The organism is Haloplanus sp. C73, assembly GCF_051195115.1.
Lineage (GTDB): Archaea > Halobacteriota > Halobacteria > Halobacteriales > Haloferacaceae > Haloplanus.
The window spans coordinates 104,214-128,287 of the sequence record NZ_JBNTJZ010000004.1 but is presented as its reverse complement, the minus strand read 5'-3'; the positions used below and the strand labels follow the sequence as shown (position 1 = coordinate 128,287).

The window sequence follows — 24,074 nt, the reverse complement described above, 5'->3', positions numbered from 1 at the left end:
CCTACCGCTCGATGGCCGCCTCCGCCCGTCGCAACACGTCGCGAACGGACAGAGCCGTCTCCGCCGCGACGGCGAGAGCGTCGTCGTACTCCGCGCTCACGTCGTACACCCGCCCGTCGCTGTCGGTGGCGACTTTCACCTGCACCTCGTGGGACGCGCCGTCGATATCGAGCCGGACCGTCTCGAACGAGCGGTCGGCGACCCAGCGGTGGCCGGCGCCCCCCTCACGAACTCCGAGGGTACCGGTCTCCTCGGCCAATCGGCGCGCGACGCGTTCGGCGTCCGCCGGGTCGACGACGACTTTCACGAGGTGGCCCGGCCGCGATTTCTTCATCGTCGTTGGAACGATAGAGACGTCTCGCGCGCCCGCCTCGGCGAGCGTCTCTTGGAGGCCGCCCAGCACCTCCGGCGTCACGTCGTCGACAGTCGTCTCCAACACCGAAATCTCCTCGCGCCGGAGGCCGCCGGCGCCGTCGCCGACGAGGACTCGGAGGACGTTCGGGTGGCCGGGCACGTCGGCGTCGCCCGCCCCGTAGCCGACGGCGTCGACGTCGAGCGAGGGCAGGCGTTCCACGCCGTCGGCGAGTTCGGCGAGCAGGGCCGCTCCCGTCGGCGTGAGGAGTTCGCGCTCGACCGGGCCGCCGCGGAGCGACCAGTCGGCGTTCGCCGCGATTTCGGCGACGGCGGGCGCGGGAACGGGGTAGGTGCCGTGGCTCATCGACACGGTTCCGTCGCCGGCGGCCACCGGCGTCGTCACCACGCGGTCGACGTCGAGGTCGGCGAGCAGGCAACACGCGCCGACCACGTCCGCGATGGCGTCGTCGGCGCCCACCTCGTGGAAGTGGGTGTCGTGGAGGTCGGTCCCGTGGACCGTCGCCTCCGCCTCACCCAGTCGGCGGAAGACCGAGAGCGTCGTCTCCTCGACGCCCGCCGGGAGGTCCAGCGACTCGACGATGGCGACGACTTCGGCGTACGTGCGGTTGGGGCCGTGGCCCTCGGCGGGCGTGGGGTCGTCGTCGGTGTGTTCGTGGGCATGGTCGTCGTCGTGAGTGTGCTCGTGGGAATGCTCGTGAGAATGACCGTCGTGACCGTGTTCGTGGGCGTGGTCGTCGTGAGCGTGCCCGTGAGAGTGGTCATCGTTCCCGTGAGAGTGGTCGTGAGAATGGCCGTCATCCGCCGTCGTCACCACGTCGACGGTGGTCGCCTCGATACCCGCTTTCGTCGTCGACCCGACCTCGTAGCGGATGTCGAGGGCGGCGGTGACCGCATCGAGGGCGGCGGGGTCGGCACCGGCGGCGAGCAGCGCCCCGCAGAGCATGTCGCCGCTCGCTCCCATGCGACCGTCGAACGCGAGCGTCTTCATACGCGCTCGTCGGGCGCGACGGGCAAACGGCTTGCGACCGGTGCTTGAATCGGTAGGGGTTTGTACGGCCCGTTCGTATGCTATTGCATGACACAGTTTGGAGCGGCATCCCGGCACGTGATTCGGGGTAGCAACAAACTTATCCCGCACCACCGCGGAAACCTCACCATCCTCGCGGGATCATCATGAACGAAGTGCAACTCGAAGTGGCGAAAGCGTACCCGAACGACTCGGGACGTGGTATCGCCCGACTCGACCCCGACACGCTGCTTCACCTGAAGCTGTCCCCGGGTGACATCATCGAAATCGAAGGGGCCGACCGGACGGCGGCGAAGGTGTGGCGCGCCGACCGGCAGGACTGGAACACCGACACGGTCCGAATCGACGGGTTCACTCGACAGAACGCGGACGTCGGCATCGGCGAACGCGTCACCATCCGCAAGGCGGAGGCGACGAAAGCCGAGAAACTCGTCCTCGCGCCGCCGGAGGAGGCGAGCGTCCAGTTCGGCTCCGACGCCGCCGGCATGGTGAAACGGCAGATTCTCAAGCGCCCGGTCGTCGAGCGCGACATCGTGCCCGTCATGTCGAGTACGAACCACCCGTTCATGCGCTCGCCGGGACAAGCCATCCCGCTCATCGCCGTCGAGACGGAACCCGACGGCGTCTGTCTGGTCACCGAAGACACCGACGTCGAACTTCGCGAGGAGCCGATTTCGGGCTTCGAGAAGACCGGCGGCGGCATCACGTACGAAGACATCGGCGGCCTCCAGAGCGAGATTCAGCGTGTCCGGGAGATGGTCGAACTCCCGATGAAGCACCCGCAAATCTTCAAGAAACTCGGCATCGAGCCTCCGCAGGGCGTCCTCCTCCACGGCCCGCCGGGGACGGGGAAGACCCTCCTCGCGAAGGCCGTCGCCAACGAAACCTCCGCGAGTTTCTTCTCTATCGCCGGCCCGGAGATTATCTCGAAGTACTACGGCGAGTCCGAACAGCAGTTGCGCGAAATCTTCGAGGACGCCAAAGACGAGTCGCCGTCGATTATCTTCATCGACGAACTCGACTCCATCGCGCCCAAGCGCGAGGACGTGACTGGCGAAGTCGAGCGCCGGGTCGTCGCCCAACTCCTGACGATGATGGACGGCCTCGAAACCCGAGGACAGGTCATCGTCATCGCGGCCACGAACCGGGTCGATAGCGTCGACCCCGCGCTCCGTCGCCCCGGTCGGTTCGACCGCGAAATCGAAATCGGCGTCCCGGACGAGGCGGGCCGGAAAGAGATTCTCCAGATTCACACGCGCGGGATGCCGCTCTCGGACGACGTGAGTCTCGACCACCTCGCAGACGAGACTCACGGCTTCGTCGGCGCCGACATCGAGAGCCTGACCAAGGAAGCCGCGATGAAGGCACTCCGGCGCTACCTCCCCGAAATCGACCTCGACGAGGAGGACATTCCGCCGAGTCTCATCGACCGGATGATAGTCAAGCGCGACGACTTCGGCGGCGCGCTCGGCGAGGTGGAACCCTCCGCCATGCGCGAGGTGCTGGTCGAACTCCCGAAGATAACGTGGGACGACGTGGGCGGACTCGACCAGCCGAAACAGAAGGTGCAGGAGGCGGTCGAGTGGCCGCTCTCCTCGCCCCAGAAGTTCGACCGGATGGGCATCGACCCGCCGAAGGGCGTCTTGCTGTACGGCCCGCCGGGGACGGGGAAGACGCTGATGGCGAAAGCGGTGGCCAACGAGACCAACGCCAACTTCATCAGCGTTCGCGGCCCGCAACTTCTCTCGAAGTGGGTCGGTGAGTCCGAGAAGGCCATCCGGCAGACGTTCCGGAAGGCCCGACAGGTGGCCCCGACGGTCATCTTCTTCGACGAACTCGACTCGCTTGCCCCCTCGCGAGGGAACGAGGTCGGTAACAACGTCTCCGAACGTGTCGTCAACCAGTTGCTCACCGAACTCGACGGCCTCGAAGAGATGGGCAACGTGATGGTCATCGGCGCGACCAACCGCCCCGACATGATAGACCCCGCGCTCCTGCGCTCGGGTCGGTTCGACCGCCTCGTGTTCATCGGCGAGCCCGAACAGGAGGGTCGCGAGCAGATTCTGAAGATTCACACGCAGGACTCGCCGCTCGCGCCCGACGTGAGCCTGCGCGAAATCGCAGAGATAACCGACGGCTACGTCGGCTCCGACCTCGAAAGCATCGCCCGCGAGGCGGCGATGGTCGCGCTCCGCGAGGACGAAGACGCCGAGGCAGTCGAGATGCGCCACTTCCGGCAGGCGATGGAGAACGTCCGCCCCACCATCACCGACGACATCATGGACTACTACGAGCAGGTCCAAGAGCAGTTCAAGGGTGGCGGTGGCGAGAACTTCGCCGGTCGCAGCAGCGGCGGCCGCATCGGCTTCCAGTAGCGACCACCCCCGTTCTTTTACGCTGTCACGTTGCACTTAGGGCGTGGTCTGGGACCCGACGCTCTACACGGTTGTCGGACTCGCAGGTACGGCGCTCTTTCTCTTTATCGCCGCCGCCGGGTGGCAGTACCGCTCGGAACCCGCGGCCAAGGCCTTTCTCGGACTGCTCGTCGCGCTCGGGGGTTGGATAGGTCTCTACGCCGTCGGACTCGGCTTCACGAGCCTCGCCGAACAGCTCGCGTGGCAGCGGACCGCACTCGCTATCGGTGGACTCGTCCCGACGCTCTGGTTTCTGTTCGCAGTCCAGTACACCAACCGCACCGCGTGGCTGACCCCGCCAGTCAAGGCGTTTATGATTATCGACCCGTTGCTGTTCGGCCTGTTGACGCTGACGAACCCGTCACACGGGCTGATTTGGCGGGAGACGACGCTCGTCTCTTACGGGTTGCTCACCACGATACAGGTGACGTTCGGTCCGGCGTACGTCGCCCATCTTCTGTACACGTACGTAATCACGTCGCTCGGCTTCGGGTTCTTGGCGCTTGCAGTCGTCCGCTCGGCACTGTATCGGACACAGGCCACGTTGCTCGTCGTCGGCGCGATACCGCCGCTGGTGGCGAACGCGGCGTACGTACTCGGTGCCGACTGGGGCGTCGTTCCGGCCCTCGATTACACGCCGTTCGGGTTCTTTCTCACGGGCCCCTTCTTCGGACTGGCGCTGTTTCGGTTCGACCTGCTCGAACGCGTCCCAGTCGCGCGAAAACGCATCGTCGACGACGCCGAAGACGGCTTTGTCGTCCTCGACGAAGCAGCGCGCATCATCACGGCGAATCCGGCGGCCGAGCGAATCCTCGACGGCGCTGTCGAGGGCGAGTGCATCCACGCGTGTCTTCCGGAGTACGTGCTGGCAGGGTCGTTCGACCCGGACGCCATCGAGGGGCAGACGATGACGACGGTCATCGACCGGACGGAACGCGCCTACGACCTCGCGTGTTCGTCGCTCTCGGACCACCACGGCCGAGTCGTCGGGTACGTCCTCCGATTTCGAGACGTGTCCGACCGGCATGTCTACGAACAGCGGCTGAAAGTGGCCAATCGAGTGCTTCGGCACAATCTCCGCAACCGGATGAACGTCATCAGCGGCTGGGCTGAAGAGCTTCAGGACCACGACGACCCGGCCGTCGTGGACGCGAGTGAGCGAATCGCGACGGCGGCACGGGAGTTGACCGACGTGGGCGAGCAGGTTCGACTGCTGGTCGAGACGGCAGACGTCGCCGGCGGAGCGACGACAGTCGTCGTCGAGACGCACCTGACACCGCTGCTCGAACGCGTGCGGGCGGACTACCCGGCGGCGACCGTCGAATCCGACCTCGACCCGGACGTGACGGTAACGGTCCCGAGCGCGAAACTCCTGACCGTCGCGGTCCAAAATGCCGTCGAGAACGCCATCGAACACAACGATTCGGACCACCCGTGGGTGCGAATTACGGCCCAGCCAGCCGAAGGTGGGACCGGCGACGCGCCGTACACCGAAATCTGTGTCGCCGACGATGGGCCGGGCATCCCCGAGGCAGAGCGTGAGGTGATTCGAAGCGGGACGGAGACGGCGCTCGAACACGGCAGCGGACTCGGCCTGTGGCTGGTGCAGTGGATAGCCACCGCGGCAGGGGGCGACGTCGAATTCGCCGATAGAAACCCCTGTGGAACGGTCGTGACGCTCACACTGCCGACGGACCCCCCCACCAACGCGTATTAGTGACTCGTTGGCGTAGTTCGAGGCGGAAGGGTGGCTCAGTGGTAGAGCATCCCCGCCGATGGGGACGGCCGCTTTGCGGCCGGCGATGGCTTCGCGTGGTTCGAATCCCGCCCCTTCCACTCGGCGCCGGTGTCAGTCGCCCGGGGAGCGGGCGTCCCGAAGCACGTCCTCACAGCGAGGACAGACTCGCGGTTCGTCGACGCCGCTCGGCGTGAACGCCCGAGCGTACGCTCGGGTGACGAACGCACTACAGTTCTGACACTCGGGCATCGGCCGCCAATCACGTCAGATTCACCATAAGTTTTGGGACGCGACTGGGGACACCGGTCGAAAGTAATTTTAATAACCGTTGGTTATTACGCCGTATGGAGTTACCGACGTCGCAGGACCTGCGGGAACGACGGAACTCGCTGGACCTGACACAGAGCGCGCTCGCCGAGATGGCGGGTGTCTCCCAGCCGTTGATTGCCCGAATCGAGGGGGGAGACGTCGACCCACGACTGTCGACGCTTCGCCGAATCGTCGACGCCCTCGACGAGGCCGAAGGCGGCGTCGTTCGCGCCGAGGACCTGATGAACGAGACGCTGGTCAGCGTCGCGCCGGACGACTCCGTCGCCGACGCCGAGCGCCGGATGGAGGAGGCCGCCTTCTCGCAGTTGCCGGTGTTGCAGAACGGCCTCCCAGTTGGCTCGATAAGTTACAGCGACATCCGCCGCGCCGGGGAGAACGTCGGCCAGAACGCCGTCGCCGAAATCATGAGCGAGCAGTTTCCCACCGTCTCCCGCGGCGACTCAGTCGACAAAATCAGCAACCTGCTCGACTATTACAAGGCCGTCATCGTGACCGACAGCGGCGAGGCCGTCGGCATCATCACCGAAGCCGACATCGCGGCGGAACTCTCCTGACCGCTTCTACAGTTCGAGGCCGCGAATCGAGACGCCCTCGCCCGACTCGACGTGACCGATGACGCGGCCGTCGACGGCGTCGGCCAGCGATTCGGCGTCCGCGGGGTCGAGCGCCGCGACGAAGCCCGTTCCCATGTTGAACGTGCGGTGCATCTCCTCGTCGGAGACGTTGCCCGTCTCCTGAACGAACTCGAAGACTGGCTGGGGGTCGAAGGGGTCGTCGACGACGTAGCGGAAGTCGCCGAGTCGGTCGAGATTGGTCCAGCCGCCGCCGGTGACGTGGGCCGCCGCGTTGACGCCGTGGTCGCGCATGGGGTCAAGCAGGTCCGTGTAGATGCGCGTGGGTTCGAGTAGCGCCTCGCCGAGCGTGTCGTAGTCGCCGAACGGACAGGGGTCGGTGTACGACCCGTCGCGCGTGACCGCCGTCCGCGCCAGCGTCAGCCCGTTCGAGTGGATGCCAGAGGAGGGGACGCCGACGAGGGCGTCACCCGCCTCCGCGCTCCCGGGAAAGAGCGCGTCTTTCGCCGCGAGTCCCGCGCAGGTGCCGGCGAGGTCGAGGCCCTTCACGACTTCGGGCATCACCGCCGTCTCGCCGCCGACCAACTCGATGTCGGCGCGCTCGGCGCCTTCGGCCAGTCCGTCGCCAATCTGCTCGGCAAATCGCTCGTCGGGTTCGTCGACGGCGAGGTAGTCGACGAAGGCGACGGGACGAATCCCCGCCGCGACGAGGTCGTTGACGTTCATCGCGATGCAGTCGATGCCCACCGTCGAGTAATCAGAGAGGGCCTCCGCGACGAGGAGTTTCGTCCCGACGCCGTCGGTCGCCAGCCCGAGATATCGGTCGCCGATGTCGAGCAGTCCCGCGTAGTCGCCCGAACTCTCGCCGACGGCGCCGACCAGCGCCGCCGTCGCCGCCTCGCTCTCTTCGATGTCGACGCCGGTCGCCGCGTATGTCAGTTCGTCAGTCGCGTCCTCGCCCGCGTCGTCCATGCGCCACATCGCGTCGGCCGGACGCAAAAGCACACCGTTTGCCAGCACTACCAGCCGATAGCCTTTGGTGGACGCCGTGTGTGGATGGCGCATGGACCGGACGTTCATCGTCGGTTTCCTCCTCCTCGCCCTCGGCGTCTGTGGCTACGTCGGCGGCGTGTTCGTCGCCTATCCGGGACGCGGGTTCTCGGTCACGGCGGTCATGGTCGGCATCACGCTCGCCGCCATCGGCGACCATCGGAGGGCGGCCGCGTGACGATTCGTACCCTCGTCTACGACGGCGACAGCGTCGAAACCAGAGGGGAGACGGACGCCGAGTCGCTCCGGGCGGCCCGCAACGCGACCGGCACCACGTGGATTCGCGCCTCCGACGTGACCGACGCCGAACTCGACCAGTTGAGCACCGCGTTCGGCCTCCACGCCTTGGAGATAGAGGACGTCCGCAGCAACGTCTCGCCGAAGGTCGAACTCTTTCCGGAGCACACCTTCGCGCTCCTCAAGACCGCCAGCCTCCGCGGCGGCGAGACGACCTTCGAGGAGGAGATTCGCGACCAGCCCATCGGGGTGTTTTTCGGTCACGACTGGCTCGTCACTATCGCCATCGAGGAGACGGGCGCCGTCCAGACGGTTTGGGACCGGGTGCGCCGCGAGGAGCCGCGACTCCTCGAACACGACGCCGACTTCACCGCCTATCGCGTCCTCGACGCCGTCGCCGACGAGTATTTCGCCGTCCTCGACGAAATCGGGCGCGACATCGAGGCCGTCGAGGACCGCATCATCGACGACCTCGACACGGAGACGCTCGAAATCCTCAACAGCCTGCGCCGGGAACTCCTCTCGATTCGGCGAATCGTGTGGCCGACGCGGGACGCGGTGAGCGTCCTCTCCCGTGGCGACGCCGACCACGTGCAGGAGTCGACCGAGAAGTACTACCGCGACGTCTACGACCACCTCGTCCAGCAGGTCGACCTCGTGGAGACGTACCGCGATTTGGCGAGTGGCGCGCGGGACATCTATCTCAACACGCTCTCGCAGTCGACCAACGAGGTGATGAAGCGGCTGACCGTCGTCGCGACCATCATCCTCCCGCTCACCTTCGTCGTCGGCGTCTACGGGATGAACTTCGGGGGCGGCCCGTACAACATGCCCGAACTCGGGTGGCGCTTTGGCTACCCCGCCGTCCTCGTCGGGATGGCGCTCACCGCCGCCATCATGCTCCAGTATTTCCGTACCGAGGGCTGGCTATGAGTTACATGTACATCCGGTCTTCGGGCAGTTGCTGGTCGTCGACGGTTTCGAGGCGCTCGGCGAGGTCCTGATAGTACTGCTCGACGGTCTGGGCGAAGGCTTCGAGCGGCCCGGCGTCGATGCCGAGGTCGTACACCCGGTCGAACGTCTCCACGAGACGGATGGCGGCGGAGACGTCCGGGGCCTGTGCGTGGACGGGCGTGATGAACGTCGCCGTTCGGAGCGGTGACTCGATGCCGCGATACATCAGCGCGCCGTTGATGCCGTCGAGAAACCCCTTCTGCATCGGCGGCACGTCGACGTCGCGGAGGCGATGCTCGCGATAGTCGTCGGACGCGACGTAGAACGTCTCGTGTTCGTCCGGGCCGTGGGCGTAGGGCACCCCCGAGAGCACGGCAACTTCCAGCACGCCGTTGTCGTCGGTCCACGACAGCAGGGCGTCCGCGAAGGAGTCAACGACGGGCGCGGGCAGGAACAGTTCGTTGACGAGGACGGTCAGGTCGAGGTCGGGGCGCGAGAAAAACCGTGAGTGGTGCCGCGGCCGCCCCGCCTCGAAGGGGGTAATCGAGGGCAGGGACTCGGCCGAGACGTGACCAGTCTCGGTCAGGTCCAGATGGTCGACGAGGAAATCTGCCGCCGTGAGCCCCGCCAGCCCGAGCGCGGAGAACCCGGCGACGACAGTCGTCGACGGCTCGGCCCGGTTCGAGATGCGGAAGTCGGTGCTTTGGTCTGTTGCCATACACCACGGTACGCCGGAGCGGCCTTAGGCGTTGCCGGCGGTCAGTCGTCGGCGATGTCGACGCTCGTCGACTGCGGGTTGCCGGAGCGCCACGTCCCGCGCCGGAACCACGCGTAGGCGAGGACCGCACCGACGATGTTGGAGATGAAAAAGGAGAGCCAGATGCCCGGCGGCCCCATGAATCGCGATGCGACCCACGCGATGGGGAGACGGACGAGGCCGAGCATCGTGACGGCGATGGCCGCGGCGGTGAGCGTCTTGCCCGCGCCGCGGAAGCCGCCGTTGTACGACCGCATGATGCCGATGAAGCCGAAGGAGGGGGCGACGTAGCGGAGGAAGTTCGCGCCCACGTCGACGACGGCTTGGTCCGTCGTGAACAGCGAGACGATGGGGTCGGCGAAGACGAACGTAACCACGCCGGCGGCGGCGAGGACGACGAACGTCGTACGCGCGGCAACCGTCGCCGCGAGTGCGGCCCGGTCGGGTTTCCCGGCGCCGATGTTCTGCCCGGACATCGTTTCGACGCCCCGCGAGACGGCAATCGCGGGGAGGAAGATGACCGAGAACACGCGGACGCCGATGCCGAACGCGGCCACGACGGGCGTCGAGAACGTGCCGACGATGAACATGAGGAGGTTGATGGCGATGGCCTGCCCCGTGCCCTCGACGGAGGCGGGGACGCCGATGCGGACGAGTCGCCACCCGTACGAGGGGTTGGGAATCACGTCACGGGGGCGAATCCGAACCCCGCGGCGGCCCGAGAGCATTATCCAGAGGCCGACCACGAGCGCGAGTCCGCGAGAGAAGACGGTGGCGATGGCGGCGCCTTCGATACCCCACTGGGGGAAGGGTCCCCAGCCGAAGATGAGGATGGGGTCGAGGACGACGTTCAAGGCGACGGAGCCGAGCATGACGAGCATCGGCGTGATGGTGTCGCCGTACCCCCGCATGAGCGAGATGAAGACGAAGAAGCCGAACATGAAGAAGATGCCCAGCGAGATGATTTCCATGTACGCGGTGGCGAGGGGCAACACGTCGGGCGCGGCGCCGAGCAAGTCGAGGACGTCGCCGACGAAAGTGTAGGCGACGGCGCCGAGGAGGACGGAGACGACGGCGGCGAAGCCGACGGTCTGTGAGGCGGCGTACTCGGCCTCCGCTTCCTCCTCTGCCCCCGTGTACTGGGCGACGAGGATACTCCCGGCCACCGCCAGCCCCATCCCCAGCGAGATAATCAGAAACACCATCGGGAAGGCGAAACTGATGGCGGCGAGGGCGTCCGTGCTGTACTGCCCAATCCAGAAGGTGTCGGCGAGGTTGTACGCCGTCTGGAGCAGGTTCGTGACGACGATTGGAAGCGAGAGATAGAACAGCGGTTTGCCGACGTCGCCGCTGGTCAGGTCGAACTCGTCCCGCGATTTGAAGATATCGGGGACGTTCATCCGTCTCCCTCCACGAGGAGGTCGTCGACGAACGCGCGAATCGCGTCGGGAACGCCGGCGTCGTCGCCGAGGGCGACGCGCCGCGAGCGCGCGCCGTTGACGAGGGTCACGAGTAGCGTCGCCGTCGTCTCCGGGTCGATATCAGACCGAAAGGCACCACTCTCGACGCCCTCGGCGACGATGGCGCGAATCTCGCCCTGCAAGTAGTGGTCGAACCGCTCCAGTCGCTCGCGGAAGCCGTCGTCGTGGGGCGCCTGTGCCTTGACCTCGAACAGCGCGGTTCGGAGTTCCTGTGCGCTGTCTGCCCGCGGTGGGTCGAGGGCGTCCGCGAGCAACGAGCGGAGTCGCTCCGGCGGCGTCCCCTCGCCGTCGTCGGCGACCCGGTCGGTGTAGGAGTCGAAGAGATAGTCGAGAAAGGCAAGGAGCAGGCCGCGCTTGGTGTCGTAATGGTAGTGCAGGGCGGCCTTGCTCTTCGACCACTCGTCTGCGATGTCCTGCATCGTCAGATTGGCGTACCCGTGCCGACAGAGCGCGCGATACGTCGCGCACATGATATCGTCAGTGGCGTCGGACGAGTCACCGGTCACAGCGTAACTGACCGGTCAGTCAGCAAAAGCCTTCGGAACCTGTCGCCCACGCCGATGCCGATAAACATCCCCGCGCGCAATCGGGCGCCATGTCCCGACGTGTGCTGGTTCCGCTCACCAACTCGACGCTCGCGATGCGGGCACTCGAGTACGCACTCGACGAGTGGCCGACGGCCGACCTGACCGCGATTCACGTCATCGACCCGCACGACGCCATCTACGGCGCGGGCATCGAGGACGTGAGCGGTGCGGAGGCGTGGTACGAGGCCGAACGGGAGGCTGCCGAGACGCTGTTCGACCGGGCGGCGTCCAGTGCCGCTGCCGTCGGTGTCGACCTCCAGACCGAAACTGTGGTCGGCGACCCGAGTCGCGAAATCGTCCGCTACGTCGACAGCGATATCGACCACGTCGTCATGGGCAGTCACGGCCGGGACGGGTTGGCGCGTCTCGCTCTCGGGAGCGTGGCCGAGCAGGTGGTTCGGCGGGCGGACGCGACGGTGACCGTGGTTCGCTGACGCTCGGTGATTCCTTCGACTGAGACTCTCTCTCAGGGGGTTCGCTGACCGACGGGTTGTAGTGTACGGGCAGTTCGGCACGGAGTATGGGTCTCCGTTCAGAGTTTCATCCTGCGGTACTGGCGACGGCAGTCGCGACGTTCGTCTGCTTTCTCGGCATCGGCATCGTCGACCCGATTCTGCCCAGCATCGCCCAGACGATGGGCGCGAGTCACTTCATGGTGGAGTTTCTGTTCACCAGCTACCTGCTGGTGATGGGTGGGTCGATGCTGTTTGCGGGGGCGCTCGCCACCCGAATCGGGAGCAAGAAGACGCTGTTGCTCGGTCTCGGCATCGTCGCCGTCTTCGCCGGCGCCTGCGCGCTCGCGTCGACGGTCGAAACCCTCGCCATCCTCCGTGGCTTCTGGGGGATGGGCAACGCGCTGTTCACGACGACGGCCCTCGCCATCATCGTCGGCGTCTCCACGGGCAACAGCGAGCGCGCCATCTCGCTCTACGAAGCGGCGCTCGGGTTCGGTATCGCCTGTGGCCCGCTGGTCGGCGGCATCCTCGGTGCCCAGAGTTGGCGCTTTCCCTTCGCCGGCACCAGCATTCTGATGGTCATTGCCTTCGCCTTCGTCGTCACGACGATTACCGAACCCGAGTCCGAACGACAGCAGAGCGTCCGCGACGTTCTCGGCGCGTTCCGCCACCGGGGCGTTCGGACGAACGCGCTCGTCGGCCTGTTGTACACGTTCGGCTTCTTCACCCTCCTCGCGTACACCCCGCTCGTGCTCGGGCTCCCCTCGTTCCAACTCGGGCTCGTCTTTTTCGGCTGGGGGACGTTCGTCATCGTCGGCTCGGCGCTTCTCTCGCCGCGTCTGAACCGGCGGTTCGGGACGCCCAGAGCCACCGCCGCCGGTCTCGCCGCCTTCGCCGCCCTGCTCTGTCTGATGTGGCTGTCGAGCGGCCGGAGCGACCTTCTCGTCGCTCTCGTCGTCGTCGGGGGCCTGTTCTGTGGTCTCCTGAACGCCAATCTGGCGACGCTCGCGATGGGCGTCTCCGCGCACAGTCGGTCGATGGCCTCGGGCGCGTTCAACAGTTTCCGGTTCGTCGGCGGCGCCTTCGCCCCGATTACGGCGGGGTATCTCGGCCAGCACTACGGCGCGACGCTCCCCTACGCGCTCTCGACAGTCGTCGTCCTCCTCGGTCTCGGCGTCCTACTCTCCCGGTTCGGCGCGTTCGAGTTCGACCCGTCCCACCACTGACGGTCAGAACCCGATTCCGAGGACGAACACCACGAGGATTGCGAGGGCGGCGGCGGGGACGAACGTACAGACGAAGACGAGTTTGCTCCAGTCGAGGACGGTCCGCCCGTCGAGCGCGCCGAAGGGGACGAGGTTGAACGCCGCGAGAAAGAGGTTGATGGCGACGCCGCGCGCGCCGACGAGCGAGAGCAGCGGCGACCCGACGGCGAGGCCGACGACGTACATCGGCGCAAAGACCAGCGCGAGGAGGCCGTTCGTGACCGGGCCGGCGAGTGCGATGAGGCCGTGTTGGCGCGGGGTGAGTCGTCCCCGGTGGTGGACGGCGCCGGGCGCGGCAAAGAGAAAGCCGACGAGCGCGCTCATCACGGCGAGAAAGAGCATCCCGTAGTCGGCGCGGAACTCGGCAATCTGGTCGAATCGCACCGCGACCACCTTGTGTGCGAGTTCGTGCAGGAGGAAGCCGAGGCCGGCGGTGAGCAGGGAGACGAGCAACGGGCCGACAAGGCCCTCGGTCAGAAGGACCGAGAGGGCGCGGCTCCCGCCGCCGGCGAAGAAGATGGCGAAGGCGACGCCGAGGGCGACCCACGCCACCGCGAGGTCACGCAGTTCGCGCGAACTGAACGAGATGTTCACGCGATGGCCCTCCAGAGGAGTTCGGCGCTGTTTCGCGCGCCCTGAACCATGAGTCGGGTGACGCCGTCGACGCCGCCCACTTCAGTCGCGAACAGCGGCAACACGTACACCGCAAAGAGCAGGCTGGCAATCATGCTCCCGATGTTCGTCATCGCGACTATCATGATGAGACGGAAGAGCGGCACGTCGAACATCTGCCCGATGAGGGTGCGAATCGGCGTCTCCTCGTCGCTCAGGAGTTCGTTCAGCCGGCCGATATCCGCGACGTTGACCGCGGTGTGCCGGAGTTCGACATAGCCGGTGAACCATCCCGGCGCGAGCAGGGGGTTGACCGACGTCATCCACGCCACGAGGCCGCCGACGAGCGTCGAATCCCAGCGCGCGCCCGCGAGTCGGGCGAGCGTCGCCGCGAAGAGACCGTTGACGACGAACCACGCCGCGAACAGGCGGAGGAGGAAGCCGTCGCGAACCCCTGCCATCGCGAGGAGGACGAAGAAGACGACGAAGCCGAGCGACATGACGACGCCGACGGCCTTCAGCCACGGAAATCCGTTGCCGGAGTCGGTGCCGACGAGCGACTCCCACGGCGGGAGCGTCTCCGGCGCTTCGAGATAGGTTTCGATGCCCTCGCGGTGGCCGGCGCCGACGATGGCCACCACGTCCGCCCCGGATTCGCGGAGGCGGACGAGTTCGTGGGCGATGTAGGCGTCACGCTCGTCGATGAGCGCGCGGGCGCCCTCCGGGCTGAAGGCGCGAAACTCCTCCATCATGACGCTCACCACGTCGGCGTCGGTGAGTTCCGAGATATCTAGCTCCTCGAACTCGTCGTCGGCCGCGGCGCCGTAGCCGAGACTGGCGGCGAGGGTGCCGGCGACGAGGCCGACGGTCACGCCGCCCACGAGACCGAGCGTGAGACTGCCGACGACTCGGACGACGAACGGGCCGAGCGAGGTGACGAGGCTGTCGGCGAGGCCGAGGCCGACGCCGCCGAGCAGTCCGGCGGCGAGGCCGACGCCCACGGCGACGACGAGGCGCCGGTCCGGGTTCCGAATCCCGGCCACGTCGGCGAACGTGTGGACGAGGAAGCCGACGCCGAGCGCGAGTGCGACGCCCCCGGTGACACGCGTCAGGACGAACGTCGAGAGACCGAGCGACGAGCCGAACAGCCCCAGTAGCGGGCCGGCGACGATGCCGGCGAAGACGCCGAGCGCGACGCCGATACCCCGCGCATCGGTGAGACCGAAGGCGAGGCCGCCGACGAGTCTGAGTTTCTCCAGTATCCCCATCCGGGACCAGAACCGCTGAATCGTCGTCTGGATGTCGCGGTCGACGAGTGCGACGTCTATTCCCAACTCCTCTGCCGTCTCGACGGCGGCGAGCATGTCGGCACCGGGTTCGATGTCGAAGCGCTCGCCCAGTCGCGACTGCACGTACGAGAGCATCCAGTAGGCGAGAAACTGGAAGACGGTGTTGCCCCGGAGCAGGTCGCCGGGTTCGATGTCGTCGGGCGTCTCGCCCTGCATCTGTCGGTAGCGACCCTCGTCGAGTTCGACGGCGACCACGTCGGGTCGTTCGGCGTCGATGACCTCCTCGACCTCTCGGACGCTGTCGGCGGAGACGTGCGCCGTGCCGACGACCCGGACGCTCCCCTCGCGACCGGTCGACGTGGCGGGGTCGCTCATTACCGCTCGCTACTATGGCACGCTTTTTACCCTTGTCGGAGAGACGCGAGGTATGGTCAGTATCGAGAACGAAGGCGCGCTGGCATCGACCCGTGGGCGAGAGACGGCCCTCGCCTGCGTCCGCGCGGGCATCGACGCCGCCCGTCCGGGACACGTCGTCGCCGAGTCAGTCCGTCTCGACGGCGACCAACTGCACGTCGCGGACGCGACGTACGACCTGACGGACGTGGACCGAATCATCGCCGTCGGCGGCGGGAAGGCGGCCGACGGCGTCGCGGACGCCCTCGAAACCGCCCTCGGCGACCGCCTCAGCGCCGGCGCCGTCGTCACGCCCGACCCCGGAACCGGCGAGCACATCGAGCGCTTGCAGGGCCACCACCCCGTCCCGAGTCAGGCGGGCGTCGACGGCACCGACCGCATCCGAGAACTCGTCGCCGACGCGGACGAGCGAACGCTCGTCATCGCCATCATCACCGGCGGGGGGAGCGCCCTCCTGCCCGCGCCCGCCGAGGATATCTCGCTCGACGACCTGCAGACGACGACCAACGCGCTTCTCGATGCGGGCGCGGAGATTGGGGCGCTCAACGCCGTCCGCAAACACCTCTCGACGCTGAAAGGCGGCGGCCTCGCCGAACTCGCCGCGCCGGCGACAGTCGTCAGCCTCGCCTTCAGCGACGTGGTCGGTAACGACCTGAGCGTCATCGCCAGCGGCCCGACCGCCCCGGACGAATCGACCTTTGCCGACGCGCTCGACGTGTTGGAGCGCTACGACGTCGACCCGCCGGCGGCGGTCAGGGAGCGACTGGAGGCGGGCGCCGCGGGCGACCTGTCCGAGACGCCCGGCCCGGACAACCCCGTCTTCGACCGCGTGACGAACCACATCCTCGCCGACGGCTTCACGGCCATCGAGGCGGCGCGGGAGGTGGCCGCCGACCGGGGCTACGACACCTGCGTCCTCTCGTCGTCGGTCCGGGGCGAGGCCCGCGAGGCCGCCCTCACTCACGTCGCCGTCGCGGAGGAAATCGGCTCGACGGCGAACCCGCTCGACGCGCCGGCCGTCGTCCTCTCAGGCGGCGAGGCGACGGTGACCGTTCGCGGCGACGGCGTCGGCGGCCCGAACGCCGAGTTCGCCCTCGCCGCCGCCATCGAACTCCCCGAATCGTCGACGCTCGCCTGCGTCGACACCGACGGCTACGACGGGAGCAGTGACTTCGCTGGCGCAGTCGTCGATGGCGACACCGTCGACGGCGCCCGCGACGCGCGCGAGGCGTTGGGCGAGAGCGACGCCTACGGCTATCTCGACGGTCGCGACGCGGTCATCGAGACGGGTGCGACGGGGACGAACGTCAACGACCTGCGAGTGCTGGTCGTCGAGTAAGCGCGAAAAATCGGTAGCGAGCTGAGCCCCGTTCGTCTGCAAGCCGTTGGTCGATTACTCCAACACTAGCGTGTCGTCTTCGAGGTAGTGCTCGATGTGGTGAGCGTGTTCCTCGAGTTCGACGAGTTGCTCGCGGAGCATCTCGGCCGTCGCGTGGTCGCCGAGGCCCTCGGCGAGTTCGACGTGGTCGCGCACCGTCTCGATGATGTCGCCGTACATCTCCATGTCGTTGTGGAGCGAGGTGCGGATGTCGTAGACGTCGTCGCCTTCGGGTTCGACGGGGGCGTTCTCCTCGAGGTTCTTGCCGCCGGCGAGCGGGACGCCGCCGAGCGCCTGTGCGCGCTCTGCGAGTTCGTCCGCCGCCTCCTCGGCGTCCTCCGCGGCGTCGCCGAGGAAGAGGTGGAGGTCACGGAACTCCGCGCCCTCGACGTTCCAGTGGTGCTTTTTCAGCTGGTGGTAGAGGACGTACGTCGCGGCGAGGTCGGTGTTGAGTGCCTCGACGAGCTGTTCGGTCTTCTCTTGGTCGAGTCGGAGTGCTTCGCTGGCTTCGACGGTACCGGCCTGCTGTCGGACGGACTCTTGCGTGCTCATTACGTCTTCACGTAGGACCTCCACCCACTTACCCTTTTTCGCTGTGAGCGCTTGCCACGGTTTGAGGCGGCGGTATTCGACACATTCAGGTTCTCTACGGCCCGCTCTCATGCGGCGTGTCCGAGCGCAGAGAGGAAGATTTGTACCCCCCGGGAGTGTAGCCGGACGTATGGCAGACTTGCTGCCCTCACGTCCCGACACCGCCGCGGCGGAGGAGGCCGACCCCCGCGTCATCGGCCTCGACAGCGAGGACGCCGACGACTTGCTCTCGGCGCTCTCCTCCGACACCGCCCGCGAGGTGCTCGCGACCCTCCACGAAGAGCCCGACACGCCGTCGAACGTGGCCGACCGTGTCGACACCTCCCTCCAGAACGCCCAGTATCACCTCGGCAACCTCGAAGACGCGGGGCTCATCGAGGTGGTCGACACCGTCTACTCGGAGAAGGGTCGCGAGATGAATCGCTACGCGCCCGCCGACCGCCCGCTGGTCGTCTTCGCCGGCCCCGAAGAGGAGAGCAGCGGCCTCCAGAGCGCGCTCACCAACCTCCTCGGCGCCATCGGCTTGCTCGGCATCGGGAGCCTCCTCGTGCAGTGGTACGTTGAGGGTCCCCCGCTGCTGGGTCAGACCGGTAGCGCCGACGGCGGCAGCGAGGTTTCGACGATGAGCGTGGAGACGACGACGGCCGCCGCTTCGTCCGGCCCGCCGCCCGGACTCGTCTTTTTCCTCGGCGGCCTCCTCGTCCTCGCCGTCATCGGCGTGGCGTGGTACGTCCGGCGATAGCGATACGGTTCAGTGTAGTACGTTCGAACTGAAGACACCTCGAAAGGGGCGACTCGTCATCGGGCGGCTTCGCCGCCCGATTGCCCGAGGGAGCTTCGCTCCCTCGCTGCTGGGGGAAGGAAGCCGTCGCAAGCACCGCAGGCCGAAGGCCGAGGAGCGCAGCGAGGGGCGCGCACGGCGTGCCGTGCGCGGCTTCGAGGGGCTCTGCCGCCTCGCTACTCCCGACTCCAGCGAGTCGGGGCTTTCGAGGTGGTCCCGATTTCATCCGCGTATCTGAACACTTCCGCGATAGCCGCCCGTACCTATTCATACTCCCCGGCCCAAGCGGAGGGTATGGAGCACACCGCCGAAGTGACCGGAATCGGGGTGGGCACGAGCGAGGATGGGTCGAACGTCCCGGCGGTCTTGCTGGCCGCCCGCGATGAGTATCTCCCTATCGTCATCACCGCCGATCAGGCGCGAGCCATCGAACTCGGTCTCTCCGGCGAACCGTTCGAGCGCCCGCTCACACACGACCTACTGGTGCAGATGCTCACCGAATTCGGCGGCGCCATCGACGGCATCCGCATCGATGACCTCGCGGACGGCACCTTCTACGCCAAGGTCGACGTCGAGAAGTACGACCGGGGCGAGCCCCAGAAGTTCGTCTTCGACGCGCGCCCGAGTGACGCCATCGCCCTCGCCGTCCGCGTCGACTGTCCCATCACCGTCACAGACGAGATTCTCGACCACGCCGGCCGACCGGCCGACGAGTTCGAACCCGAGCGCGTCGACGACTTCGACGACGACCCGCGGTGACGATTGGCGGGACTTTTCACGGCCCACACCGACCCGTCAGTCATGGCCGACGAAACCGCGACCCTCGCGGAATCGCACACCGAGATGACGGAGATGGTCCTCCCCAACGACACGAACACGCACGGGCGAGCGCTCGGCGGCGTCGTCCTCCACTGGATGGATGTGTGTGGCGCGATTTCGGCGATGCGCTTCGCCAACGAGGGCGTCGTCACGGCGTCGATGGAACACGTCGACTTCAAACGCCCAATCGACCTCGGCGAGGTGGTCGTCGTCGAGGCCTACGTCTACGACGCGGGCCGAACGAGCATCGACATCGCCGTCGAAGTGCAGGCGGAGAACCCCCGGACCGACACCGAACACACCGCCACCACCTCGTTTTTCACGTTCGTCGCCGTCGACGACGACGGCAACCCCACGCCCGTTCCGGACCTCGAGTGTCCGACCGAGGGCGAACGCCGACTTCGCGACGCGGCGCTCGACGACCGGGCCGCCCAACTCGAACGCCTCGTCGAGCAAGTCGAGTCGCTGGACCGCTAATCGTCGACGAGTTCCGGCATCCCGTGGAGGATACCCCGCATCCCCGTGAGGGGTTCGCCCACGACGATGCCTTCGTCGGTGATTTCGAACCGGCGGAGCGTGCGCTCGAAGTCGCTGGTTCGCTTTTTCAACACGCCGATGGCCTTCCGCAGTTCGCCCTGTAGTTCGAGATGGCGCAGGAAGACGATGTTGTCGGCGAGGTAGCTGATGTTTTCCTGTGTCGCGTTGAAACTGCCCGTGATGTTTTTCGTCTCGTCGATGAAGATAGCAGTCACGCCGACGTTCTTGAGATAGCGACCGAGCGCGTGGAGTCGTTCGAGCACCGTCTCCGACGCGCCTTGGAGGGTCAGGCGATAGCCCGCGATGCCGTCAATCATGACGATTCGGGTGTCCTCGGCCTCGACGTCGGTTCGGACCATCTGCGCGAACTCCTGTGGCGAGCGTTCGAGCGCGTCGATTTCCCGGACCGCCAAGGTCCCGCGGTCTATCATCTCTCGCACCGGGATGCCAATCGACTCCGACCGCCGGAGGAAGGTGCCGTGATTCTCCTCGAACAGGTAGACGACGGAGCGCTCGCCCCGGTTGGCGGCTTCGCTCATGAACTGCGTGCCGAGGGTGGTCTTGCCGACGCCCGTCGGCCCGCTGATGACGCTGACCGTCCCCCGTTCGAGTCCGCCGTGAAGGAGGGAGTCGACTTCCGGGACGCCGGCGGATAGCTGCTCGGCCTCGAACGGCTGACTGTACTCGCCCGGCGCGAGCGCGGGGTAGACGTGCATCCCTTCACCGGTGATGCGATAGGCGTGGTCGCCGCTCTGAGTGCCCGACCCCCGGAACTTGGGCACGGATATCTGTCGCCTGTCGCCGTCCGTCGACAGTCGAATCGTCCCGTCGGCGATGAACTCGAGGTCCCGCGTCGAGTTGTCGCCGGTCTCTTGGACAGTGAAGGCGATGGTCGCGCCCGCGGCCTTGAGATACCGCATGAAGCCGACGACCTGCTTGCGGAACTGGTAGTCGTCGGGCGAGAGATAGCGGAGTTGGGTCAGCGGGTCGACGACCACCCGGTCCGGGTCGAGTTCGCTCACCGCCTCGACGATTGCCTCGCGGAGCGGTTCCTGTTCCACTTCCGCGGCGTCGAACACGTCGTAGGCGCCGCCCTCGACGAAGACGTCCGCCGTCGGGCTCAAATCGAGGAAGTCGATGCGGTCGGTGTCGAAGCCGAGCGAGTCGACGTTGTCTATGAGGTCGGTCAGATGCTCCTCGAAGTTGATGAACAGCCCCGTCTCACCGGCGTCGAGGCCGGCGTCCAGAAAGTGCAGGCCGAGCATCGTCTTCCCGGACCCCGGCGGGCCACAGAGCATGTAGTTTCGACCGGGGAGGTAGCCACCGCGCAGGATGTCGTCCAGTCCCTCGATACCGGTCGAGAGTCGTTCAGTCGGGGCTGTGGTCATGACGGTGCCTTTCGCACCCAGTGCCATAAAGTAGGGACTGACTTGTCGGCCATGTATCTAGAACGGTGACAGCAGACCTGTGAGACACCCGCGCGAGAAACACGTTCGAACCGAACTACCGTTCATGTATTTCGTATAGCAACAACAGTTAGGGGTCCGGACTGTCTGGATGGACACGGACCGGTTCCAGCTCACACATGTCGAACCGCTCGGACCAGCCGACGACCGCTGGCGACGACGGTGCAGGGGCCGCCGAGAAGCCACGGGTCCTGCTGTTCATGCGCGAGGGGCAGAACCGCAAGCTGTTGCTCGACGCGCTCGGCGACCGGTATCGAATCGAGACGACGACGGACCCCTCGGACCTCGGCAGCGCCTTCGACTGCTGTCTGGTCGGCCACACCGAGTTCTCCCGCATCGCGAGCGCCATCGAGCAGGAACGGGAGAGCGCCGACCACGTCCTCCCGTTCGTGCTGTTGGTGCCCGAAAGCGACGCCGACGCGATGGGGTCGTCAGTCTGGAAGTACGTCGACGACGTCATCGAACTCCCGGTGGCGAAGGCGGCGCTGCGGACCCGAATCGGCAACCAAATCGACCGGCGCCAGACGGCCGCGGAACTCGCCGCGCGAACGGGAGAACTCGAACGGGTGGTCGAGGACCTCCGACTGAAAGAGCGGGCGATGGATGAGGCGACGATAGGTATCGTCGTCACCGACCCGCATCAGGAGGATAACCCCATCGTCTACGTGAACGAGCGATTCGAGGAGATTACGGGCTACGACAGTACGGAGGCGTTCGGCCGTAACTGTCGCTTCCTGCAGGGTGAAGACACCGACCCCGAGACGCGGCGGGTTCTCAGAGAGCACATCGACGCGGCGGAGCCAGTCTCTGTCGACATCGTGAACTACCGCAAGACGGGCGAGCGCATCTGGCAGAACATCGATATCTCGCCGGTCCACAACGACGAGGGCGAGGTGACGAACTTCGTCGGCTTTCAGTCAGAAATCACCGACTGGAAGCTCAAGGAACGCCGTCTCGACGTATTGAACCGCGTCCTCAGCCACAACCTGAAAAACAAGATGAACGTCATCGAGGGGCACGTGGAACTGCTCCGCGACGAGTTCGCCGACGGGGAGGAGCCCCGGTCGCTCGATATCGTCACCGACGCGGCGGTCGATTTGATGGGGCTGGCCGAATCCGTCCAGGAGATAGAGCGCATCATCTCCGTCGAGGGGTCGTCGCCGGCCGCCATCGACCTGACGGCCGACGTCCTCCGCATCGTGGACATGCTCAGCGACCACTATCCCGACGCGACGATTTCGACGGACCTGCCCGACGAGGAGTGTCTGGTCGAGCTACCGGGCATCGTGGCCGCAATCGAGGAGGCAATCGAGAACGGCATCAAACACAACGATTCGCCGACGCCGTGGGTGGCCGTTCGGATGACGAAACGCGACGACGGCTGGATAGACATCGAAATCGAAGACGACGGGCCGGGCATCCCGGACCACGAGATAGCGGTGTTGAAAGGTGGAGAGACGCCGCTCGAACACGCGGAACGCCTCGGCCTCTGGATGATTTACTGGGTCATCACGAAGGCGGGCGGCCGATTCAACGTCGCGACCACCGGAACCGAGGGAAGCGTCATCGAACTCTCCGTCCCCGGCCACGACGTGAGTTAATCACTCGAAGTCGGGCAGGTCGTCGGGCGCCTCGTAGTCGCCTTCCCAGTCGATGTACTCGTCAAGGAGGACGTCACAGACGAGTTGGCCGAGTTCGGTCATCGTCGCGTTGATGGCGGAGACGGTGCCCCACGAGTCGAGGTCCGGATGGTAGTCTCGCTCCTTCCAGTCTTCGGGGATGCCCGGCGCGTGGTAGCCGACGCGTTCGGCGAAGGAGTCCCAGAAGAAGTCGAACTGGCGGAGCATCCCGAGGTCGGTGACGATGTCGAACTCCTGTTCGTCGAGGTCAGTCTCGTCGGCCCACTCGGTGAACGCCTCCTCCCACGCTCCTTCCTTGAGGAACGCCTCCAGTTCGTCGCGCCGGTAGTCCGTCTCACCGACGACGTCGGCGTCGTCGTACTCGTTCGGGTCGATGTGGTCCAGTTCTGGCGGAGGTGGCACCTCGACGTCGAGTGTCATACCGTCTAGTGGGCGACGGCGGCGGTAAAGGCGTTCGGTGCGTGTCACCGCGCGACGGGGGGTTCCGGTTCGAACAGTCTTTTCGGCGTCGGCACCCCATCCCGAATCGATGGTTCTCGACGCAACTCCACTCGACGGACAGGTCGCTCTCGTAACTGGCGCATCCTCCGGTATCGGCGAAGCGACGGCGGAAGCGCTCGCCGACGCGGGCGCGAGCGTCGCACTCGCGGCGCGGCGCGAATCCGAACTCCAAACCGTCGCCGACGGTATCGAATCGGCGGGCGGCGAGGCGCTCGTGGTGCCGACGGACGTCACCGAAGAAGAGCAGGTCGAGTCGATGATAGACGCCACCGTCTCGGAGTTCGGCGGCCTCGATATTCTCGTCAACAACGCGGGCGTGATGCTTCTCGAAGCCGTCGAAGATGCGGACACCGACAACTGGCGGCAGATGATTGCGGTCAACCTCACCGGTCTCATGAGCGCGACGAAGGCGGCCCTGCCGGCGATGAAAGAGCGGGGCGGCGGCCACGTCGTCAACGTGTCCTCCATCGCGGGGCGGAAGGCGATGGCGACGGGTAGCGGCTACAACGCCACCAAGTTCGGCGTCAACGGCTTCACCGAGGCGTTCCGGCAGGAAGTGACCGACGAGGGCATTCGGACGACGATTATCGAGCCGGGACTGGTCGACACCGAACTCGCCGACCACATCCCCGACGAGGAGATTCAGTCCCAGACCGAGGAGTGGGTCGACTCTATCGACCCCCTCACCGGCGAAGACATCGCCCGCTCGATTCGCTTCGCCGTCAGCCAGCCCCAACACGTCAGCATCAACGAGATGCTGATTCGGCCGACCCAGCAGGAGATGTAAGCCCGCGCGCGACCACC

24 protein-coding genes and 1 tRNA gene are annotated in these 24,074 nt (G+C 66.4%); 14 read left to right on the top strand and 11 right to left on the bottom strand.

Going from position 1 to position 24,074, the window contains the following annotated elements:
* Position 1 precedes the first annotated feature (1 nt).
* The gene (gene larC / locus ACQUSQ_RS09015; RefSeq protein WP_435068428.1) at positions 2-1,363 is read right to left on the bottom strand and encodes a nickel pincer cofactor biosynthesis protein LarC; all 1,362 of its coding nucleotides are present in this window, start codon (positions 1,361-1,363) and stop codon (positions 2-4) included.
* Positions 1,364-1,548: 185 nt separating this feature from the next.
* On the opposite strand from larC, the gene ACQUSQ_RS09010 reads away from it, so the two are divergent.
* The 3 genes from ACQUSQ_RS09010 (at position 1,549) to ACQUSQ_RS09000 (ending at position 5,652) form a co-directional block, all read left to right on the top strand.
* The gene (locus ACQUSQ_RS09010; RefSeq protein ID WP_435068427.1) at positions 1,549-3,777 is read left to right on the top strand and encodes a CDC48 family AAA ATPase; all 2,229 of its coding nucleotides are present in this window, start codon (positions 1,549-1,551) and stop codon (positions 3,775-3,777) included.
* Positions 3,778-3,820: 43 nt separating this feature from the next.
* Positions 3,821-5,533, top strand: coding sequence for a histidine kinase N-terminal 7TM domain-containing protein (locus ACQUSQ_RS09005; RefSeq protein WP_435068426.1), 1,713 nt, complete (start codon positions 3,821-3,823; stop codon positions 5,531-5,533).
* Positions 5,534-5,557: 24 nt separating this feature from the next.
* Positions 5,558-5,652 (top strand) — tRNA-Ala (locus tag ACQUSQ_RS09000).
* 13 nt (positions 5,653-5,665) lie between these two features.
* On the opposite strand, the gene ACQUSQ_RS08995 is transcribed toward ACQUSQ_RS09000, so the two are convergent.
* A complete protein-coding gene (locus ACQUSQ_RS08995) occupies positions 5,666-5,803 on the bottom strand; it encodes a DUF7563 family protein (protein WP_435068425.1) in 138 nt (45 codons plus the stop codon).
* Positions 5,804-5,898: 95 nt separating this feature from the next.
* On the opposite strand from ACQUSQ_RS08995, the gene ACQUSQ_RS08990 reads away from it, so the two are divergent.
* Entirely contained in the window at positions 5,899-6,438 is a 540-nt protein-coding gene (locus tag ACQUSQ_RS08990) for a CBS domain-containing protein (protein ID WP_435068423.1), read from the top strand.
* A gap of 6 nt (positions 6,439-6,444) precedes the next feature.
* Here ACQUSQ_RS08990 and purM read toward each other — a convergent pair whose 3' ends face one another.
* Positions 6,445-7,437, bottom strand: coding sequence for a phosphoribosylformylglycinamidine cyclo-ligase (purM, locus tag ACQUSQ_RS08985; RefSeq protein WP_435068687.1), 993 nt, complete (start codon positions 7,435-7,437; stop codon positions 6,445-6,447).
* Between the two features lie 82 nt (positions 7,438-7,519).
* Between purM and ACQUSQ_RS08980 the strand changes: the two genes are divergently transcribed.
* Together ACQUSQ_RS08980 and corA are read left to right on the top strand one after the other, a co-directional pair.
* The gene (locus ACQUSQ_RS08980) at positions 7,520-7,684 is read left to right on the top strand and encodes a hypothetical protein (RefSeq protein ID WP_435068421.1); all 165 of its coding nucleotides are present in this window, start codon (positions 7,520-7,522) and stop codon (positions 7,682-7,684) included.
* The gene (gene corA / locus ACQUSQ_RS08975; protein ID WP_435068420.1) at positions 7,681-8,676 is read left to right on the top strand and encodes a magnesium/cobalt transporter CorA; all 996 of its coding nucleotides are present in this window, start codon (positions 7,681-7,683) and stop codon (positions 8,674-8,676) included. Before ACQUSQ_RS08980 ends, corA begins: the two co-directional genes overlap by 4 nt.
* 1 nt (position 8,677) lies before the next feature.
* On the opposite strand, the gene ACQUSQ_RS08970 is transcribed toward corA, so the two are convergent.
* From ACQUSQ_RS08970 to ACQUSQ_RS08960, 3 genes are read right to left on the bottom strand one after another with little or no spacing between them, the layout of a single operon-like run.
* The gene (locus tag ACQUSQ_RS08970; RefSeq protein WP_435068418.1) at positions 8,678-9,415 is read right to left on the bottom strand and encodes a proteasome assembly chaperone family protein; all 738 of its coding nucleotides are present in this window, start codon (positions 9,413-9,415) and stop codon (positions 8,678-8,680) included.
* Between the two features lie 41 nt (positions 9,416-9,456).
* Positions 9,457-10,854, bottom strand: a complete 1,398-nt coding sequence (locus ACQUSQ_RS08965) for an MATE family efflux transporter (protein ID WP_435068417.1) — start codon at positions 10,852-10,854, stop codon at positions 9,457-9,459.
* The gene (locus ACQUSQ_RS08960; protein ID WP_435068416.1) at positions 10,851-11,441 is read right to left on the bottom strand and encodes a TetR/AcrR family transcriptional regulator; all 591 of its coding nucleotides are present in this window, start codon (positions 11,439-11,441) and stop codon (positions 10,851-10,853) included. Before ACQUSQ_RS08960 ends, ACQUSQ_RS08965 begins: the two co-directional genes overlap by 4 nt.
* Positions 11,442-11,530: 89 nt before the next feature.
* On the opposite strand from ACQUSQ_RS08960, the gene ACQUSQ_RS08955 reads away from it, so the two are divergent.
* Entirely contained in the window at positions 11,531-11,956 is a 426-nt protein-coding gene (locus tag ACQUSQ_RS08955) for a universal stress protein (RefSeq protein WP_435068415.1), read from the top strand.
* Positions 11,957-12,042: 86 nt separating this feature from the next.
* The gene (locus ACQUSQ_RS08950) at positions 12,043-13,203 is read left to right on the top strand and encodes an MFS transporter (protein WP_435068414.1); all 1,161 of its coding nucleotides are present in this window, start codon (positions 12,043-12,045) and stop codon (positions 13,201-13,203) included.
* A gap of 3 nt (positions 13,204-13,206) precedes the next feature.
* On the opposite strand, the gene ACQUSQ_RS08945 is transcribed toward ACQUSQ_RS08950, so the two are convergent.
* Both ACQUSQ_RS08945 and ACQUSQ_RS08940 read right to left on the bottom strand, forming a co-directional pair.
* Positions 13,207-13,836 (bottom strand): metalloprotease, encoded by a 630-nt coding sequence (locus ACQUSQ_RS08945; protein ID WP_435068412.1) that lies wholly within the window; start codon positions 13,834-13,836, stop codon positions 13,207-13,209.
* Entirely contained in the window at positions 13,833-15,518 is a 1,686-nt protein-coding gene (locus ACQUSQ_RS08940; protein ID WP_435068411.1) for a TraB/GumN family protein, read from the bottom strand. Before ACQUSQ_RS08940 ends, ACQUSQ_RS08945 begins: the two co-directional genes overlap by 4 nt.
* Positions 15,519-15,579: 61 nt before the next feature.
* Between ACQUSQ_RS08940 and ACQUSQ_RS08935 the strand changes: the two genes are divergently transcribed.
* Positions 15,580-16,896 (top strand): glycerate kinase type-2 family protein, encoded by a 1,317-nt coding sequence (locus tag ACQUSQ_RS08935; protein ID WP_435068685.1) that lies wholly within the window; start codon positions 15,580-15,582, stop codon positions 16,894-16,896.
* Positions 16,897-16,950: 54 nt separating this feature from the next.
* On the opposite strand, the gene dpsA is transcribed toward ACQUSQ_RS08935, so the two are convergent.
* Positions 16,951-17,487, bottom strand: a complete 537-nt coding sequence (dpsA, locus tag ACQUSQ_RS08930; protein WP_435068410.1) for a DNA starvation/stationary phase protection protein DpsA — start codon at positions 17,485-17,487, stop codon at positions 16,951-16,953.
* 169 nt (positions 17,488-17,656) lie between these two features.
* Between dpsA and ACQUSQ_RS08925 the strand changes: the two genes are divergently transcribed.
* The 3 genes from ACQUSQ_RS08925 (at position 17,657) to ACQUSQ_RS08915 (ending at position 19,603) form a co-directional block, all read left to right on the top strand.
* The gene (locus ACQUSQ_RS08925; RefSeq protein ID WP_435068409.1) at positions 17,657-18,268 is read left to right on the top strand and encodes an ArsR/SmtB family transcription factor; all 612 of its coding nucleotides are present in this window, start codon (positions 17,657-17,659) and stop codon (positions 18,266-18,268) included.
* A gap of 333 nt (positions 18,269-18,601) precedes the next feature.
* Positions 18,602-19,066, top strand: a complete 465-nt coding sequence (locus ACQUSQ_RS08920) for a bifunctional nuclease family protein (RefSeq protein ID WP_435068408.1) — start codon at positions 18,602-18,604, stop codon at positions 19,064-19,066.
* A 42-nt stretch (positions 19,067-19,108) separates the two neighbouring features.
* Positions 19,109-19,603, top strand: coding sequence for an acyl-CoA thioesterase (locus ACQUSQ_RS08915; RefSeq protein WP_435068406.1), 495 nt, complete (start codon positions 19,109-19,111; stop codon positions 19,601-19,603).
* Here the strand turns inward: ACQUSQ_RS08915 and ACQUSQ_RS08910 are convergent.
* Positions 19,600-21,051, bottom strand: a complete 1,452-nt coding sequence (locus ACQUSQ_RS08910) for an ATPase domain-containing protein (RefSeq protein WP_435068404.1) — start codon at positions 21,049-21,051, stop codon at positions 19,600-19,602. The genes ACQUSQ_RS08915 and ACQUSQ_RS08910 overlap by 4 nt on opposite strands.
* A gap of 197 nt (positions 21,052-21,248) precedes the next feature.
* On the opposite strand from ACQUSQ_RS08910, the gene ACQUSQ_RS08905 reads away from it, so the two are divergent.
* Positions 21,249-22,730, top strand: a complete 1,482-nt coding sequence (locus ACQUSQ_RS08905; protein WP_435068402.1) for a PAS domain-containing protein — start codon at positions 21,249-21,251, stop codon at positions 22,728-22,730.
* On the opposite strand, the gene ACQUSQ_RS08900 is transcribed toward ACQUSQ_RS08905, so the two are convergent.
* Positions 22,731-23,189, bottom strand: coding sequence for a hypothetical protein (locus tag ACQUSQ_RS08900; protein WP_435068400.1), 459 nt, complete (start codon positions 23,187-23,189; stop codon positions 22,731-22,733).
* Positions 23,190-23,298: 109 nt separating this feature from the next.
* On the opposite strand from ACQUSQ_RS08900, the gene ACQUSQ_RS08895 reads away from it, so the two are divergent.
* Positions 23,299-24,057, top strand: a complete 759-nt coding sequence (locus ACQUSQ_RS08895; RefSeq protein ID WP_435068399.1) for an SDR family NAD(P)-dependent oxidoreductase — start codon at positions 23,299-23,301, stop codon at positions 24,055-24,057.
* Positions 24,058-24,074: the final 17 nt, after the last annotated feature.

What these genes read in the sequence shown, in the direction of transcription:
- larC (WP_435068428.1), bottom strand. Translation starts at nt 1,363, where the DNA reads ATGAAGACGCTCGCGTTCGACGGTCGCATGGGAGCGAGCGGCGACATG.
- ACQUSQ_RS09010 (WP_435068427.1), top strand. Translation starts at nt 1,549, where the DNA reads ATGAACGAAGTGCAACTCGAAGTGGCGAAAGCGTACCCGAACGACTCG.
- ACQUSQ_RS08995 (WP_435068425.1), bottom strand. Translation starts at nt 5,803, where the DNA reads ATGCCCGAGTGTCAGAACTGTAGTGCGTTCGTCACCCGAGCGTACGCT.
- ACQUSQ_RS08990 (WP_435068423.1), top strand. Translation starts at nt 5,899, where the DNA reads ATGGAGTTACCGACGTCGCAGGACCTGCGGGAACGACGGAACTCGCTG.
- purM (WP_435068687.1), bottom strand. Translation starts at nt 7,437, where the DNA reads ATGTGGCGCATGGACGACGCGGGCGAGGACGCGACTGACGAACTGACA.
- ACQUSQ_RS08980 (WP_435068421.1), top strand. Translation starts at nt 7,520, where the DNA reads ATGGACCGGACGTTCATCGTCGGTTTCCTCCTCCTCGCCCTCGGCGTC.
- ACQUSQ_RS08970 (WP_435068418.1), bottom strand. Translation starts at nt 9,415, where the DNA reads ATGGCAACAGACCAAAGCACCGACTTCCGCATCTCGAACCGGGCCGAG.
- ACQUSQ_RS08965 (WP_435068417.1), bottom strand. Translation starts at nt 10,854, where the DNA reads ATGAACGTCCCCGATATCTTCAAATCGCGGGACGAGTTCGACCTGACC.
- ACQUSQ_RS08955 (WP_435068415.1), top strand. Translation starts at nt 11,531, where the DNA reads ATGTCCCGACGTGTGCTGGTTCCGCTCACCAACTCGACGCTCGCGATG.
- ACQUSQ_RS08950 (WP_435068414.1), top strand. Translation starts at nt 12,043, where the DNA reads ATGGGTCTCCGTTCAGAGTTTCATCCTGCGGTACTGGCGACGGCAGTC.
- ACQUSQ_RS08940 (WP_435068411.1), bottom strand. Translation starts at nt 15,518, where the DNA reads ATGAGCGACCCCGCCACGTCGACCGGTCGCGAGGGGAGCGTCCGGGTC.
- dpsA (WP_435068410.1), bottom strand. Translation starts at nt 17,487, where the DNA reads ATGAGCACGCAAGAGTCCGTCCGACAGCAGGCCGGTACCGTCGAAGCC.
- ACQUSQ_RS08925 (WP_435068409.1), top strand. Translation starts at nt 17,657, where the DNA reads ATGGCAGACTTGCTGCCCTCACGTCCCGACACCGCCGCGGCGGAGGAG.
- ACQUSQ_RS08920 (WP_435068408.1), top strand. Translation starts at nt 18,602, where the DNA reads ATGGAGCACACCGCCGAAGTGACCGGAATCGGGGTGGGCACGAGCGAG.
- ACQUSQ_RS08915 (WP_435068406.1), top strand. Translation starts at nt 19,109, where the DNA reads ATGGCCGACGAAACCGCGACCCTCGCGGAATCGCACACCGAGATGACG.
- ACQUSQ_RS08910 (WP_435068404.1), bottom strand. Translation starts at nt 21,051, where the DNA reads ATGACCACAGCCCCGACTGAACGACTCTCGACCGGTATCGAGGGACTG.
- ACQUSQ_RS08905 (WP_435068402.1), top strand. Translation starts at nt 21,249, where the DNA reads ATGTCGAACCGCTCGGACCAGCCGACGACCGCTGGCGACGACGGTGCA.
- ACQUSQ_RS08900 (WP_435068400.1), bottom strand. Translation starts at nt 23,189, where the DNA reads ATGACACTCGACGTCGAGGTGCCACCTCCGCCAGAACTGGACCACATC.
- ACQUSQ_RS08895 (WP_435068399.1), top strand. Translation starts at nt 23,299, where the DNA reads ATGGTTCTCGACGCAACTCCACTCGACGGACAGGTCGCTCTCGTAACT.